Below are 14,441 nucleotides of genomic sequence, written 5' to 3'. Positions count from 1 at the left end.
TCGAACGGCTCGACATGGCGGACACGAGCCGGCGGGCGGCGCCGGTCCGAGGATGAGAATCTCGAGATCGTTCTGGAGAGCTCGCAGGCCTGGAGGCTAAGGCGCGGCAAGAGTGCGGCGGCACGGGTCTTCACGCTCGTTGCTGCGAAGGCGACGATCGTTTCGGCCTGAGCGAGGCGCACGTCCGTTGTCGCGGGAGCAGCCTCTTACGCGCGAGAGAGAAGGCCGGTTATTCCACGCTGCCGGCGCCGCGGCGCAAATCGGCCTCGATCTGGAGCCGCGTGCCACCGCCGAAGCGAGCGCGGTAGACTTGGAGGTTCTCCATGATCCGCTGCACGTAATTGCGCGTCTCGGAGAACGGGATCAGCTCGACCCAGTCGACCGCGTCGATCTTGGATTCGCGCGGGTCACCGTAACGGTCGATCCATTTCTTCACGCTGCCGCGGCCCGCGTTGTAGGCCGCAAAGGTCATGATGTAGGAGCCGCGATAATCCTCGAGCAGGCCGCCGAGCTCCGCTGCCCCGAGCGTGGCGTTGTAGGACGAATCGTTCCTCAGCCGCGACAGGTCATAGGTCGCGCCGTGCCGTTTGCAGACGTAACGCGCGGCGTCCGGTGTCACCTGCATCAGGCCGTAGGCCTGCGCGGGCGAGACCACGGCCGGATTGAACGCGCTTTCCTGCCGCGCGATCGCGTAGACGATGCTGCGCTCGACCTCGGGACCGATCTGCGTGAACTGCGGAATGCCGTTGACGGGGTAGGCGTAGAAGTCGAACGGAAGGCCGCGGTTGAGCGCGGCCTTGCCGACCAGCAGCATGCCACGCGCGTCGCTGTAGCGCTGGGTGAGCTCGCCGAGGCCGGTGAGCGCCTCGGGATCGCCGTTCTCGCCCATGTCGGCAAGCATCGGCACCGCCATCTCGCGCTCGTCGAGTTCGTAAAGCAGTTGCGCCGCGCGCACGATCTCCAGCCGTTCGGCGCCGCGGCCGCGTGGCTGGCTGTTCAGCTCGATCTGCGGCAAGCCGAGCTTCGCGCGCGCGAGCTGGCCGTAATAGCTCGTCGACTGCTCGGCAGCGCGGGCATAGGCGTTGCGCGCCTCCTGCTGGCGGCCTGCGGCTTCCGCGGCGCGGCCCTGCCAGTAGCCGGCACGCGCCAGCGTGGTCGGGTTGACGCTGCCGACGCCGATGCGGGCAAAGTGCTGGGCGGCTGCCGCGGGATCATTGAGGAAGCGCAGTGCGATCCAGCCCGCCGTGAATTCCTGCTCGGTCTTGTAGATGTCGCGTGAGGGGAGCGCCGCGTCGCGTGCGATCAGATAGGCGCTGCGGAAGTCCTCGGTGTCGATCATCTTGCGCGCCAGGAGGCGCCGCTCGATCCACCATTCGTCGAGATTGTAGAGCCGGTTCGGATCCTTCGGCGCCGCCAGCATGAGCTGGGCCGCCTCAGGAAACTTCTCTTCGCGGCGCAGCAGCTGGATCTTGCTGAAGATGAAGCCGGGATCGCTGTGCAGCTCGCGCGGCACCTCTTCGAGCAGAGCGCGCGTGTTCGGCGCCTTCTTGAAGGAGGCGATGCGGGCCTTGGCGAGCGCGACATAGCCGGCGCCAAGGCGCCTCGCGGCGCGCAGTGCTGCCTCGGTCTCGCTGCCGTAGAGCAGCGTATCCATCCGCGCCTTCTGGTCGCCCGGCGTAAGCAGGGCGCCGAACTGGTCGAGCGCGTTGTTCTCGGTATCCTCCGACATCGGATCGCTGCGCCAGGCTTCGCGCACGAGGCGCTCGGCATTGGCGCGGTCGCCGCGTGCCAGCATCGCCTTGGCCAGCACGAAGCGGCCCTTCGCCGAAACGGGGGATTCGTTCTCGAACCACGACCAGCCGACCGAATCGTCGCGCCTGTCGTCCCACATCGCGGCCTCCAGGCGCCGGCGCAGGAAGGTCTGCGACGGCCAGCTCGGATTGGCCGAGAGGAAGGCGCGGTAGCGCTCAACGCTCGCGCCATTGTCCTCGCTGCGCAGGATGATCCATTCCGCGAGCTTCCGCGCAACGGGGTCCGAAATCGAATCCGCGTAACTGCTGGCATCGCCCGGCTTGCGCTTGCGCACGAGCTCAATGACGTTTTCCAGCGTGTCCTTGTCGGCTTGCGACGTCGACGATGTCGCCGCAACGGCGGCCGGCGTCACCGGCTTGCGCGGGGCGGCGTGCTGGCGGGTCGCCGGTGCCAGCACCGGCGCTGCGACCGGTCTCGCGGGGGCGGGCGCGGAAGGTTTGACGGTGGCCGTCACCGCCGGCGCGGCGTGGGAGGCGGGAGCACTGGCGGCTGGACGTGATTTGGGCGCGGTGGCTGCCGCGGCGGGCTTCGGCTTGTCCTTCGCGGCATCCTTGCTGGCGGTCTTGCCAGCATCCTTCCCGGAATCCTTGGCGGATTTCTTCGCCGCTTCCGTCGCGCCATTCTTGGCCGGGGCGGGAGCCGCTGCTCCCTTGCTCGCGCCCTTGGCTGTGTCCTTGGCCGATCCCTTCGAAGCGTCCTTCGCGGGCGGCTTCGCAGTTCCCTTGTCAGTTCCCTTATTAGTTCCCTTGTCAGTTCCCGTGGCGGCCTGCTTGGCCGGTTCCTTCGCGGTGTCGTCGGCGGTCTCATTCGACTTGGCGAGGGCGACGCAGCCGATCGACAGGCCGGCCATCAGGCCTATGGCCAGACCGGCGGATCGCCATGCGGTACGCGGAAAGGAGGTCACGGAGGTTCGTCGCCCCGAATCAGTCAATTGGCTCAAGACCTGTCTGTACAAGATCTGGCTGTATTTGATTGAATATGCGGACAAAATACCAACAGCCGCTTACCTTCGCCCGGTTTGCACCACTACCGCGGCAAAATCGCGGCCTAAACGGTGCGTCAGTCGGCAGCAGGTCTTTTACCGGCCGGATAGACCCGATAAGAATGGGGCTTGCTCTAAAATCTCGCCGCGTACGGAGGAAGTCCATGGCAGCCAAGACGAAATTCCGGGGGTCGTTCACCGCCTTGGTCACGCCCTTCAAAAACGGCTCGCTGGACGAAGCGGCGTTCCGCTCCCTGGTCAACTGGCAGATCTCCGAGGGCACCAATGGCCTGGTCCCGGTCGGCACCACCGGCGAGAGCCCGACGCTTTCCCACGACGAGCACAAGAAGGTCGTCGAATGGTGCATCGAGGAAGCCAAGGGCCGGGTGCCCGTGATTGCCGGCGCCGGCTCCAACTCCACCAAGGAAGCAGTCGAGCTGGCCCAGCACGCCGAGAAGGCGGGCGCCAACGCCGTGCTGGTGGTGACGCCCTACTACAACAAGCCGACCCAGGAAGGCATGTATCAGCACTTCAAGGCGATCAACGATGCGATCGGGATTCCGATCATCATCTACAACATCCCGCCGCGCTCGGTGATCGACATGTCGGTCGACACCATGAAGCGTCTGTGGGAGTTGAAAAACATTGCCGGCGTCAAGGACGCCACCGCCAGCATGGTGCGCGTGTCGCAACAGCGCGCGGCACTCGGCGAGGACTTCAACCAGCTCTCCGGCGAAGACGCCACCATCATCGGCTACATGGCGCATGGCGGCCACGGCTGCATCTCGGTGACCTCGAACGTCGCGCCGCGTCTGTGCGCCGAGTTCCACGCCGCCTGGCAGAAGGGCGACGCCAAGGCGGCGCTCGCGATCCACGACAAGCTGATGCCGCTGCACAACAACCTTTTCATCGAGAGCAATCCGGCGCCGATCAAGTACGCGATGTCGCTGCTCGGCAAGTTCGACGAGACGCTGCGGCTGCCGATGGTGCCGGTGTCCGAACCGACGCGCGTTGCCGTGCGCAGCGCCATGGTTCACGCCGGACTGATCAACTGAGGCGATCGGAGGCTGCCCTAGCGAATTCAATGCAAGGCGTCGAAACATAGGGGATGCGCATGCTCAAGGAATTTCGCGATTTCGCAATGAAAGGCAATGTCGTCGATCTCGCCGTTGCGGTCATCATCGGCGCCGCCTTCGGCGCCATCGTGACGTCGATGGTCAACGACATCATCATGCCGATCATAGGCGCGATCACCGGCGGCCTGGATTTCTCCAATTATTTCGTCGGACTCTCGAGCAAGGTCACGGAGCACAATCTCGCCGATGCCAAGAAGCAGGGGGCCGTGTTGGCTTACGGCAGCTTCTTCACGTTGGTCGTGAACTTTGCCATCGTCGCCTTCGTGCTGTTCATGGTCATCCGCACCATGAACCAGTTCAAGCGCAAGGAAGAGGTCAAGCCCGCGGAGCCGGCGAAGCCGTCGGCGGAGGTCGCGCTGCTGACCGAGATCCGCGATCTCCTCAAGAAGTGACGCGCGCGCTTCATCCAATCTGTTAGCGTCGCTGCGTATCTCGATCAGGTTTCTGTGCCATGGCCGATAAGAACGAACGTCCTATCAAGGTCATGGCGGAAAATCGCAAGGCCCGCTTCAACTATGCGATCGAGGATACGGTCGAGGCGGGCATTGCGCTGACCGGAACCGAGGTGAAGTCGATCCGCAACGGCAAGAGCACGATTGCGGAGTCCTACGCCGACTCCAAGGACGGCGAGATCTGGCTGATCAACGCCACCATTCCCGAATATCTCCAGGGCAACCGCTTTAACCACGAGCCCAAGCGGCCGCGAAAGCTGCTGCTGCACCGCCGGCAGATCAACAAGCTGATGGGCGCGGTCGACCGTGAAGGCATGACGCTGATCCCGCTCAAGCTCTATTTCAACGAGCGCGGGCGGGCCAAGCTGCAGCTCGCGGTAGCAAAGGGCAAGAAGCTGCACGACAAGCGCGAGAGCGAGAAGAAGCGCGACTGGAGCCGGGAGAAGGGCCGGCTGATGCGGGCGAGGGGGTAGAGGACGGGATGTCTCAGAAAAACCTGCTCGAGGTCGACTGGAGCCAGATCCCGGCACCCGCCGACGATGGCGGTGCCGCGCATCTGAAGGGGCTGACGCTGCCTGCGATCGGCCTGCGAGCGACCGATGACAATTCGGTCGATCTGTCGGCGCTCCCGGGCCGCACCGTGGTGTTCGCCTATCCGCGCACCGGCGAGCCCGGCAAGATCGCGCTGGTCGACGATTGGGACATGATCCCGGGGGCGCGAGGCTGCACGCCGCAGACATGTGCGTTTCGCGACCTGTTTGCCGATCTGAAAGCCGCGGGCGCCGGCCAGGTGTACGGCCTTTCGACCCAGAGCAACGCCTATCAGACCGAGATGGCGTCGCGGCTGCATCTGCCGTTCCCGGTGCTCTCGGACGAGAAGCTTGCGCTCACGCGCGCCCTGAACCTGCCGACCATGGAGGTTGCGGGCCTGACGCTGATCAAGCGCCTCGCGCTGATCGTCGACGACGCCAGGATCACGCATGTGTTCTATCCGGTGTTCCCGCCCGATCGGAACGCCGGCGATGTGCTTGACTGGCTGAAGGCCAATCCCGCAAAGACTCCGGCAAAGACCTAGTCGAGGTCGGCCTTTATCTTCGCGAACACGCTGCGGAACATGTCCGTCGTCAGCACGCCCGTGTTCGTGTTGTAGCGGGAGCAGTGATAGCTGTCGTAGAGCTTGAACCGGCCTGCCTGGTGCTCGGCGCCGTGGCCGAAGGGCGCTTGCGAGGCCTTCAGCTTCAGCGGCTTGAGCACAGTGTCGTGCGCAATGCGTCCGAGCGCCACGATCGCGCGCAAGTTCGGCATCGTCTCGAGGTTGGCGACGAGAAACGGGCGGCAGGTGTTGATCTCGATCGGCAGCGGCTTGTTCTGTGGCGGAACGCAATGCACGGCATTGGCGATCCGGCAGTCGACAAGCTTCAGCCCGTCGTCGGGACGCGCCTGATAGGTGCCCTTGGCGAAACCGTATTCGAGCAGCGTGGCGTAGAGCAGGTCGCCCGCATAATCGCCGGTGAACGGGCGGCCGGTGCGGTTGGCGCCCTGCATTCCCGGCGCAAGGCCGACGATCAACAGGCGCGCCTTGATATCGCCGAACGGCGGCACCGGCGCGTTGTGCCACAGCGGCTCGCGCGCGCGGTTCGCCTCGCGAAAGGCGACCAGGCGCGGACAGAGCGGGCAGTCACGGTCGGGAACGAGGGTGGGGGCCTGGCGGCTGGACCGGGCCGCCTCACTCCTCGAAGTCGTCATCGCCCCTCGGCGCCATCGTGGTCGCGCGCTGGAGGAACTGCGGGGCGTGGTGGCGCGCCTCGCGCTCGCCGCGATCACGCGGGGCGGGGCGCTCGGACGGGTCGCGGCCAAGCTTGGACTGCAACTCGACGAGATCGGTGAAGACGTCGGCCTGGCGGCGCAGCTCGTCGGCGATCATCGGCGGCTGGCTGGCGATGGTGGAGACCACGGTCACCCGCACGCCGCGGCGCTGCACGGCCTCGACCAGCGAGCGGAAGTCGCCGTCGCCCGAGAACAGCACCATCTGGTCGATGTGCTCGGCGAGCTCCATGGCATCGACCGCGAGCTCGATGTCCATGTTGCCCTTGACCTTGCGGCGGCCGGAGGCGTCGATGAATTCCTTGGTCGCCTTGGTGACGACGGTGTAGCCGTTGTAGTCGAGCCAATCGATCAGGGGACGGATCGAGGAATATTCCTGATCCTCGATGATCGCGGTGTAATAGAACGCCCGCAGCAGCGTCCCCCGGCTCTGAAATTCCTTCAGAAGGCGCTTGTAATCGATGTCGAAGCCTAGAGTTTTCGCCGTTGCGTAAAGATTGGCCCCGTCGATGAAGAGCGCGATCTTGTTGGTAGGGGAAGGTGACATTCAGTTTGCTCGCGTAGTGTGTTCGTGATTGATCGTTTTATTGTTGGCGCGACGGCAGCCTACCGCGCAGTTCAAAGTGCTGCCGAAACCCGTCGAAACCGCAAATCCGGAGAAGTCGGGGCAATCAAGGTATAGTTATGGCGGACTTTCCTACACCCGGCGCTGCCCTCAATGGCAACCCGGGAAACCACCCGTCCCAGCCCCAATGTGGAGGTATCAGAGGCGTTTGGCGAGGCCAAATCACAAATTTGCCTTGCGAAACCGCCCCAGCCCCTATAACTAGCCCCGATCATCCACATATTTCGTCCCACCCACAACGGAGCGACAGTCTATGGCTCGCGTCACCGTAGAAGATTGTATCGACAAGGTCGACAACCGGTTTGACCTGGTCCTGCTGGCCGCCCACCGTGCCCGCATGATTTCGTCCGGTTCACAACTAACGGTTGACCGCGATAACGACAAGAACCCTGTTGTATCTTTGCGCGAAATTGCCGACGAGACCATCTCGCCGGAGGATCTCCGCGAGGAGCTGGTGCACTCGCTCCAGAAGTTCGTCGAGGTGGACGAGCCCGAGCCGGATACGGTGCCGTTGATCGGTTCCGCCGGCGCCAGCGTCGATGCCGACGATACCGAAGTTGCTGTTGAGCGCATGACCGAAGAGGAGCTCCTGAAGGGCCTCGAAGGCCTCGCGCCGCCGGAAGAGCAGCCCGAGGAGGACGAGTAATCGTCTTACTCGCGATCGTCGACTTCTTGTGATCTTATCAAAGGCCCGAACCCGCGTTCGGGCCTTTGCTTTTGTTGGCGTTTTCGTGGTTACCATAGCGTTGCCGGTTTGCGCCGCGCGCCTGTCATCGAATTGATCGGCCGCGCCCGCGATCGGAGCTTAGGGTGTATACAACGGGCCGTTTCGTGGTCCGTTTGAAGGCAGGACGGTATGGTGTATCGACGCCGCAGATCCACGCAGATGCAGGGCGCAACCGAATCGGTTGCCGTGGCCCCGACTGCGCCGGTGGCACGGCCAGCGAAGCCGCGCGCGCGGATGATGCGTCAATATGACCTCGTCGAACGCGTGCGATCCTACAATCCCAACACCAACGAAGACCTGCTGAACCGCGCCTATGTCTACGCCATGAAGGCGCACGGCTCGCAGACGCGTGCTTCGGGCGATCCGTATTTCTCACACCCGCTCGAAGTGGCGGCGATTCTCACCGACCTCAAGCTCGACGACGCGACCATCGTCGCCGCGCTGCTGCACGACACGATCGAGGACACCGAGGCGACGCGGGCGGAGATCGACCAGCTGTTCGGCCCCGAGATCGGCGCGCTGGTCGAGGGCCTGACCAAGCTGAAGCGGCTCGAGCTGGTGTCGCGCGAGGCGAAGCAGGCCGAGAACCTGCGCAAATTGTTGCTGGCCATTGCCGACGATGTTCGCGTGCTGCTGGTCAAGCTCGCCGACCGCCTGCACAACATGCGCACGCTCGACTTCGTGCCGACCGAATCACGCCGGCGTATTGCCGAGGAGACGCTCGACATCTATGCGCCGTTGGCCGGACGCATGGGCATGCAGCAGATGCGCGAGGAGCTCGAGGATCTGTCCTTCCGCACCCTCGATCCTGATGCTTATTCGGTGGTGATGCAGCGGCTCGACGCGCTCGCCGAACGCAATCGCAATCTGATCGGCGAGATCGAGGCGCAGCTTTCCAACAATCTGCGCCACAAGGGCCTTGGTGCGCGGGTCTATGGCCGCAGCAAGAAGCCGTTTTCGATCTGGACCAAGATGGAGCGCAAATCGGTCGGCTTCGAGCAGCTGTCCGACATTTTCGGCTTCCGTGTCGTCGTCAACGACATCGAGGCCTGCTATCGCGCGCTCGGCATCGTCCACACCACCTGGCCGGTCGTGCCGGGGCGTTTCAAGGACTACATCTCGACGCCGAAGCAGAACGACTACCGCTCGATCCACACCACCGTGATCGGCCCCGGCAACCAGCGCGTCGAGCTCCAGATCCGCACCGAGGCGATGGACCAGATCGCCGAGCGTGGCATCGCCGCGCACGTGTTTTACAAAGAAGGCGTGGGCTCGCCGACCGAGTTCCTCAAGCGCGAGTCCACCGCATTCGCCTGGCTGCGCCATACCATCGGCATCCTCTCGGAGAGCGCCAACCCCGAGGAATTCCTCGAGCACACCAAGCTCGAGCTGTTCCACGACCAGGTGTTCTGCTTCACTCCGAAGGGCAAGCTGATCGCGCTGCCGCGCCACGCCAATGTGATCGACTTCGCCTATGCCGTGCATACCGACGTCGGCAACAGCGCGGTCGGCTGCAAGATCAACGGCCAGTTCGCGCCGCTGTCGTCCGAGCTCCAGAACGGCGATGAGGTCGAGGTGCTGACCTCGGAAGCGCAGTCAGCGCCGCCCTCGGCCTGGGAGACGCTCGCGGTCACCGGCAAGGCCCGCGCTGCGATCCGCCGTGCCACCCGTACCGCGGTGCGCGATCAATATGTCGGCCTCGGCCGGCGCATCGTCGAGCGCCTGTTCGAGCGCGCCAAGATCGAATATGCCGACGACAAGCTCAAGGGCGCGCTGCCGCGGCTGGCGCGCACCTCGATCGAGGACGTCATGGCGGCGGTCGGCCGGGGCGAGATCAAGGCGTCCCACGTCGCGCGCGCGATGTATCCCGACTACAAGGAGGAGCGCGTCGCGCGCTACGGCGTCAAGAAGGGGCTCGCCGCAAAGCTCAAGGAGAAGGCGCTGGAGCCGTCGCGCAGCCCGGTTGCGATCCCCATTGGCGGAAACAATTCCGACCTGCCGGTGAAGTTCGCGCCGAACGGCGGCGCCGTGCCCGGCGATCGCATCGTCGGCATCGTCACGCCGGGCGAGGGGATCACGATCTATCCGATCCAGTCGCCGGCGCTGAAGGATTTCGAGGAGGAGCCGGAGCGCTGGCTCGACGCCCGCTGGGACATCGAGGATTCCGCCCCGCAACGCTTCCCGGCGCGCATCAAGGTCGAGAACGTCAACGAGCCCGGCGCGCTGGCGCAGATCGCGACCGTGATCGCCGAGCACGACGGCAACATCGACAATATCAGCATGCAGCGCCGCTCGCCGGACTTCACGGAGACGACGATCGATCTCGAAGTCTACGATCTCAAGCATTTGAGCGCGATCCTGGCCCAGCTACGCGCCAAGGCGGTCGTCGCCCGTGTCGAACGTGTTAATGGATAGGCCACTGTCGTCGCCTGTTCCTCCGATCTCGTGAGTCCTGAAATGCCCGCACCTCCGCTCCGCCTCGGCGTCAATATCGACCACGTCGCGACCGTCCGTAACGCACGCGGCGGCCGCCATCCCGATCCGGTCCGCGCGGCGCTGCTTGCGATCGAGGCCGGCGCCGACGGCATCACCGCGCATCTGCGCGAAGACCGCCGCCATATCCGTGACGAGGACATGGCGCGGCTGAAGGCGGAGATCTCCAAGCCGCTGAATTTCGAGATGGCGGCGACCGACGACATGATGCGCATCTCGCTCGCCACCAAGCCGCATGCGGTGTGCCTGGTGCCGGAGCGGCGCCAGGAGGTGACGACCGAAGGCGGGTTGGACGTTGTCGGCCAGCACAATGCGCTTGCGCCCTATATCGCGCGGCTCAACGATGCCGGCATCCGCGTCTCGCTGTTCATCGCTGCGGACCCCGCGCAAATCGCGATGGCGGCGCGGCTGCGCGCGCCCGTGATCGAGATCCACACCGGTGCCTGGTGCGACGCCGTCGTCGACGGCCATGCCGATAAGGCCGAGGCCGAATGGCAGCGGATCGTGGCGGGCGTGAAGGTCGCCAAGGACGCCGGGCTCGAGGTCCATGCCGGCCACGGGTTGGACTACGCGACCGCCGAGACGATTGCCGCGTTGCCTGAAATCATGGAGCTCAACATCGGCTACTACATGATCGGCGAGGCGCTCTTCGTTGGTCTCGGCGAGACGGTGCGCAAGATGCGCGCCGCGATGGATGTCGGACGGAGCCGGGCATGATCATCGGCATCGGCTCCGACCTCATCGACATCACCCGCGTCGGCAAGGTGATGGAGCGCCACGGCGAGCGCTTCCTCGACCGCATCTTCACCGCGGCCGAGCGGGCCAAGGCGGAGCGGCGGGCCAAGAACGAGAAGATGGTGGTGGCAACCTACGCCAAGCGTTTTGCCGCCAAGGAAGCCTGCTCCAAGGCGCTCGGCACCGGCATCAGGCAGGGCGTCTGGTGGCGCGACATGGGGGTCGTCAACCTGCCCGGGGGCCGGCCGTCGATGCGGCTGACCGGCGGGGCGCTGGCCCGGCTCCAGGCCCTGACGCCGGAGGGATTCGAGGCCCAGATCGATCTGTCGATCACCGACGACTGGCCGTTGGCGCAGGCCTTCGTGATCATTTCCGCCGTGCCACTGGCCAAGCCCTGACCGATTCCTCGGGGGTGGGGTGGCGATTTTATAATTCTCATTAAAATTCAACGTCTTACGGGTTTTTGATGCGATCCTTGATTGCGTGGCCTGCGGCAACCGTCTAAAAGTCCGCGGACGCAAATCAGGCTGGGCGAATTCGGCTTTACGCCGGAATTGGCCCTCACTATCAGAATCAGGACAATCTCCTTGGACCGCGAACCGGTGGGCCGTTCGCGGGAGGAGGGCGTTCTGTGATCGCCGGCCGGAATTGAGAGAGCAATGAGCGTGACTTCGGGAACGAAAACTGAAAGCGGCGTCGGCGAAACGATCCGGGTCGTAATCCATGCTCTCCTGATCGCGCTGGTGATCCGCACGTTCCTGTTCCAGCCATTCAACATCCCGTCCGGCTCGATGAAGGCCACGCTGCTGGTCGGCGATTACCTGTTCGTGTCGAAATATTCCTACGGCTACAGCCACTACTCGATCCCGTTCTCGCCGCCGCTGTTCTCGGGACGGATCTGGGGCTCGGATCCGAACCGCGGCGACATCGTCGTGTTCCGGCTGCCGAAGGACGACACCACCGATTACATCAAGCGCGTGATCGGCTTGCCCGGCGACCACATCCAGATGAAGGACGGTCTGCTCTACATCAACGACACCCCGGTCGAGCGCCAGCGCATGAGCGAGTATGTCGGCGAGGATCCCTGCGGCTCCGAAGGCGGCGGCATCTCGCGCGTGAAGCGCTGGAAGGAGACGCTGCCGAACGGTGTCTCCTACGAGACGCTCGATTGCGCCGACAACGGCTACATGGACAACACCAACGTCTACACCGTGCCGCCCGGCCATTTCTTCATGATGGGCGACAACCGCGACAACTCCACCGATAGCCGTTTCCTCGGTCAGGTCGGCTACGTGCCGCAGGAGAATTTGATCGGCCGCGCCCAGATGATCTTCTTCTCGATCGCCGAAGGCGAGCATGCCTGGATGTTCTGGCGCTGGCCCTGGGCGGTGCGCTGGAATCGGTTCTTCAAAATCGTCCGATGAAAGACGAAGCCAAGGACATCGCGACCCAACCAATCGAGGCGCAAGCCGCTCCTGAGGGCGAAGCTGCAACAAAGACGCTTGCGACCAAGACTCCTGATACCAAGACTGCTGAAACCAAATCTGCTGAAGCCAAATCTGCTGAAACCAAGACGCCTGCGAAGAAGCGGACGCGAAGCAGCAAGGCCAAGGACAAGGCCAAGGCGGCAGCCGACGCGAACGCGGCGCTCGAGGCGCGCATCGGCCACAGCTTCGCCGATCCGAACCTGCTGATGCAGGCGATCACGCACGTCTCGGCGCTGAAGTCCGGACGCAAGCGCGGCGATAGCTATCAGCGGCTGGAGTTCCTCGGCGACCACGTGCTGGGGCTCGTCGTCTCCGACATGCTCTATCATGCCTTCCCGAATGCCGATGAGGGCGAGTTGTCCAAGCGGCTTGCCGAGCTCGTGCGCAAGGAAAGCTGCGCCGACGTCGCCAAGTCGCTCGGTCTGCTCGACGACATCAAGCTCGGTTCGGTCGGCTCCAGCGCCGATGCGCGCCTGCGCAAGTCCATCCTCGGTGACATCTGCGAAGCCGTGATCGGAGCGATCTTCCTCGACGGCGGCCATGCTGCGGCGGACGAGTTCGTCAAACGCAACTGGACCGAGCGCATGCACAAGCCGCGGCGGCCGCTGCGCGATCCCAAGACCGTGTTGCAGGAATGGGCGCAGGGGAAGGGGCTGCCGACGCCTGTCTATCGCGAGGTCGAGCGCACCGGCCCGCACCACGATCCGCAGTTCCGCGTAGCCGTCGACCTGCCAGGGCTCGCGCCGGCCGAAGGCATCGGCGGCAGCAAACGCGCGGCGGAGAAGGTGGCTGCTTCGGTGATGATTGAACGTGAAGGTGTTGGCGGCGGCAATGACGGCTGAAACAAGCGGCGAGACGCCTGCCACGACGCGCTGCGGTTTTGTCGCGCTGATCGGCGCGCCCAACGTCGGCAAATCCACGCTGGTCAATGCGCTGGTCGGGGCCAAGGTCACGATCGTATCGCGCAAGGTGCAGACCACGCGCGCGCTGATCCGCGGCATCGTGATCGAGAACAACGCGCAGATCATCCTGGTCGACACGCCCGGCATCTTCCTGCCCAAGCGCAGGCTCGACCGCGCCATGGTCTCGACCGCCTGGAGCGGGGCGCATGACGCCGACCTCGTCTGCGTGCTGCTCGATGCCAAAAGCGGTATCGACGAGGAGGCGGAGGCGATCCTCACCAAGGTCGCGAGCGTCAATCACGACAAGATTCTGGTGATCAACAAGGTCGACCTGGTCCAGCGCGAGAAGCTGCTGGCGCTGGCGCAGGCCGCCAACGAGCGCATGCCCTTCACCAAGACCTTCATGGTCTCGGCGATCTCGGGCGATGGTGTCGACGACATTCGCAGCACGCTTGCCGAGATGGTGGCGCCGGGTCCGTTCCTCTATCCCGAGGACCAGATGTCGGATGCGCCGATGCGACATCTGGCGGCCGAGATCACCCGCGAAAAGATCTATCGCAAGCTGCACCAGGAATTGCCCTACCAGTCCACGGTCGAGACCGACAAGTGGGAGGAGCGCAAGGACAAGTCGGTGCGCATCGAGCAGACGATCTTCGTGGAGCGCGAAAGCCAGCGCAAGATCGTGCTCGGCAAGGGTGGCGCCAGCATCAAGTCGATCGGCGCAGACTCGCGCAAGGAGCTCGCCGAGATCCTCGGCGTGCCGGTGCACCTGTTCCTGTTCGTGAAGGTGCGCGAGAACTGGGGTGACGATCCCGATCGTTACCGCGAGATGGGCCTGGAATTTCCCAAGGAATAAGCAAGAAAAGATCGGTATTTGATGAGCGTGCCTACGAACGTCCGGCGCTTCGAAGCGTTGCTCTATGCATCGCTGATGCTGGATGCAGTGTCGGTGGCGGTGCAGGACCGCACGCCCACCATCGAGATGACCGACCAGATGATCATGACGGCAACGCTGCTCGCCGGCGGGATGATCCTGCTGCTGGTCTATTTCGTCTGGCTGGCCGCCCATTGGCGCAAGAACTGGCCGCGCTGGGTGCTGGCGGCTGCGCTGGTTCTGTCCGTGATCTCGCTCGGTCAGATCATCGGCGAAAAGGGCCTCGAGCTCGACAGTGTCATCGAGATCGTCTCCTGCGTGTTGACGATGTTCGGGCTGTACTTCTCGTTCACCGGCGACGCGCAGGGCTGGTTCAACGCGTGACGATCAAA

General features: G+C 64.3%; 15 protein-coding genes. 12 read left to right on the top strand and 3 right to left on the bottom strand.

Going from position 1 to position 14,441, the window contains the following annotated elements:
* Positions 1–229: 229 nt before the first annotated feature.
* Positions 230–2,662 (bottom strand): lytic transglycosylase domain-containing protein, encoded by a 2,433-nt coding sequence (locus NLM31_RS25510; RefSeq protein ID WP_254196261.1) that lies wholly within the window; start codon positions 2,660–2,662, stop codon positions 230–232.
* A 296-nt stretch (positions 2,663–2,958) separates the two neighbouring features.
* Here NLM31_RS25510 and dapA point away from each other — a divergent pair, with 296 nt between their 5' ends.
* The 4 genes from dapA to NLM31_RS25490 are packed head-to-tail and all read left to right on the top strand — an operon-like array spanning position 2,959 to position 5,457.
* Positions 2,959–3,849 carry a 4-hydroxy-tetrahydrodipicolinate synthase gene (gene dapA / locus NLM31_RS25505; RefSeq protein ID WP_254131976.1) on the top strand — a complete coding sequence of 297 codons (891 nt, stop codon included), beginning with the start codon at positions 2,959–2,961 and terminating at the stop codon, positions 3,847–3,849.
* A gap of 59 nt (positions 3,850–3,908) precedes the next feature.
* Positions 3,909–4,322 carry a large conductance mechanosensitive channel protein MscL gene (gene mscL / locus NLM31_RS25500; protein WP_254131975.1) on the top strand — a complete coding sequence of 138 codons (414 nt, stop codon included), beginning with the start codon at positions 3,909–3,911 and terminating at the stop codon, positions 4,320–4,322.
* A 59-nt stretch (positions 4,323–4,381) separates the two neighbouring features.
* Complete coding sequence (gene smpB / locus NLM31_RS25495; protein WP_254194047.1) at positions 4,382–4,855, top strand: SsrA-binding protein SmpB; 474 nt, start codon at positions 4,382–4,384, stop codon at positions 4,853–4,855.
* 8 nt (positions 4,856–4,863) lie between these two features.
* Positions 4,864–5,457, top strand: coding sequence for a peroxiredoxin (locus tag NLM31_RS25490; protein WP_254131974.1), 594 nt, complete (start codon positions 4,864–4,866; stop codon positions 5,455–5,457).
* Here the strand turns inward: NLM31_RS25490 and NLM31_RS25485 are convergent.
* Entirely contained in the window at positions 5,454–6,128 is a 675-nt protein-coding gene (locus tag NLM31_RS25485) for a uracil-DNA glycosylase (protein WP_254131973.1), read from the bottom strand. The genes NLM31_RS25490 and NLM31_RS25485 overlap by 4 nt on opposite strands.
* Positions 6,109–6,753, bottom strand: coding sequence for an NYN domain-containing protein (locus NLM31_RS25480; protein WP_011087827.1), 645 nt, complete (start codon positions 6,751–6,753; stop codon positions 6,109–6,111). Before NLM31_RS25480 ends, NLM31_RS25485 begins: the two co-directional genes overlap by 20 nt.
* Before the next feature lie 331 nt (positions 6,754–7,084).
* Between NLM31_RS25480 and rpoZ the strand changes: the two genes are divergently transcribed.
* From rpoZ to NLM31_RS25440, 8 genes are all read left to right on the top strand, one after another.
* A complete protein-coding gene (gene rpoZ / locus NLM31_RS25475) occupies positions 7,085–7,477 on the top strand; it encodes a DNA-directed RNA polymerase subunit omega (protein WP_014494742.1) in 393 nt (130 codons plus the stop codon).
* A gap of 210 nt (positions 7,478–7,687) precedes the next feature.
* Complete coding sequence (locus NLM31_RS25470) at positions 7,688–9,973, top strand: bifunctional (p)ppGpp synthetase/guanosine-3',5'-bis(diphosphate) 3'-pyrophosphohydrolase (protein WP_254194046.1); 2,286 nt, start codon at positions 7,688–7,690, stop codon at positions 9,971–9,973.
* 42 nt (positions 9,974–10,015) lie between these two features.
* On the top strand, positions 10,016–10,768 hold the full coding sequence (locus tag NLM31_RS25465) for a pyridoxine 5'-phosphate synthase (protein ID WP_254194045.1): 753 nt from the start codon (positions 10,016–10,018) through the stop codon (positions 10,766–10,768).
* Positions 10,765–11,184, top strand: coding sequence for a holo-ACP synthase (gene acpS, locus NLM31_RS25460; RefSeq protein ID WP_254131970.1), 420 nt, complete (start codon positions 10,765–10,767; stop codon positions 11,182–11,184). The genes NLM31_RS25465 and acpS overlap by 4 nt, the downstream gene beginning before the upstream one ends.
* 261 nt (positions 11,185–11,445) lie before the next feature.
* Entirely contained in the window at positions 11,446–12,210 is a 765-nt protein-coding gene (lepB, locus tag NLM31_RS25455) for a signal peptidase I (RefSeq protein ID WP_254131969.1), read from the top strand.
* Positions 12,207–13,115, top strand: a complete 909-nt coding sequence (rnc, locus tag NLM31_RS25450) for a ribonuclease III (protein ID WP_254194044.1) — start codon at positions 12,207–12,209, stop codon at positions 13,113–13,115. The genes lepB and rnc overlap by 4 nt, the downstream gene beginning before the upstream one ends.
* The gene (gene era, locus NLM31_RS25445) at positions 13,105–14,031 is read left to right on the top strand and encodes a GTPase Era (RefSeq protein WP_254131967.1); all 927 of its coding nucleotides are present in this window, start codon (positions 13,105–13,107) and stop codon (positions 14,029–14,031) included. Before rnc ends, era begins: the two co-directional genes overlap by 11 nt.
* A gap of 21 nt (positions 14,032–14,052) precedes the next feature.
* The gene (locus NLM31_RS25440; protein ID WP_254131966.1) at positions 14,053–14,433 is read left to right on the top strand and encodes a hypothetical protein; all 381 of its coding nucleotides are present in this window, start codon (positions 14,053–14,055) and stop codon (positions 14,431–14,433) included.
* The last annotated feature ends 8 nt before the right edge of the window (positions 14,434–14,441 follow it).

It is taken from the genome of Bradyrhizobium sp. CCGUVB4N (genome assembly GCF_024199945.1).
Lineage (GTDB): Bacteria > Pseudomonadota > Alphaproteobacteria > Rhizobiales > Xanthobacteraceae > Bradyrhizobium.
The sequence above is the reverse complement of the archived record's forward strand: the minus strand, read 5'-3'. Positions and strand labels throughout refer to the sequence as shown.

Bases quoted from the DNA above. Each gene is read 5' to 3' on its own strand.
- rnc (WP_254194044.1), top strand. From the start codon at position 12,207: ATGAAAGACGAAGCCAAGGACATCGCGACCCAACCAATCGAGGCGCAA.
- NLM31_RS25510 (WP_254196261.1), bottom strand. From the start codon at position 2,662: ATGGCCGGCCTGTCGATCGGCTGCGTCGCCCTCGCCAAGTCGAATGAG.
- NLM31_RS25440 (WP_254131966.1), top strand. From the start codon at position 14,053: ATGAGCGTGCCTACGAACGTCCGGCGCTTCGAAGCGTTGCTCTATGCA.
- NLM31_RS25470 (WP_254194046.1), top strand. From the start codon at position 7,688: ATGGTGTATCGACGCCGCAGATCCACGCAGATGCAGGGCGCAACCGAA.
- smpB (WP_254194047.1), top strand. From the start codon at position 4,382: ATGGCCGATAAGAACGAACGTCCTATCAAGGTCATGGCGGAAAATCGC.
- mscL (WP_254131975.1), top strand. From the start codon at position 3,909: ATGCTCAAGGAATTTCGCGATTTCGCAATGAAAGGCAATGTCGTCGAT.
- NLM31_RS25480 (WP_011087827.1), bottom strand. From the start codon at position 6,753: ATGTCACCTTCCCCTACCAACAAGATCGCGCTCTTCATCGACGGGGCC.
- NLM31_RS25465 (WP_254194045.1), top strand. From the start codon at position 10,016: ATGCCCGCACCTCCGCTCCGCCTCGGCGTCAATATCGACCACGTCGCG.
- acpS (WP_254131970.1), top strand. From the start codon at position 10,765: ATGATCATCGGCATCGGCTCCGACCTCATCGACATCACCCGCGTCGGC.
- lepB (WP_254131969.1), top strand. From the start codon at position 11,446: ATGAGCGTGACTTCGGGAACGAAAACTGAAAGCGGCGTCGGCGAAACG.
- NLM31_RS25485 (WP_254131973.1), bottom strand. From the start codon at position 6,128: ATGACGACTTCGAGGAGTGAGGCGGCCCGGTCCAGCCGCCAGGCCCCC.
- rpoZ (WP_014494742.1), top strand. From the start codon at position 7,085: ATGGCTCGCGTCACCGTAGAAGATTGTATCGACAAGGTCGACAACCGG.
- dapA (WP_254131976.1), top strand. From the start codon at position 2,959: ATGGCAGCCAAGACGAAATTCCGGGGGTCGTTCACCGCCTTGGTCACG.
- NLM31_RS25490 (WP_254131974.1), top strand. From the start codon at position 4,864: ATGTCTCAGAAAAACCTGCTCGAGGTCGACTGGAGCCAGATCCCGGCA.
- era (WP_254131967.1), top strand. From the start codon at position 13,105: ATGACGGCTGAAACAAGCGGCGAGACGCCTGCCACGACGCGCTGCGGT.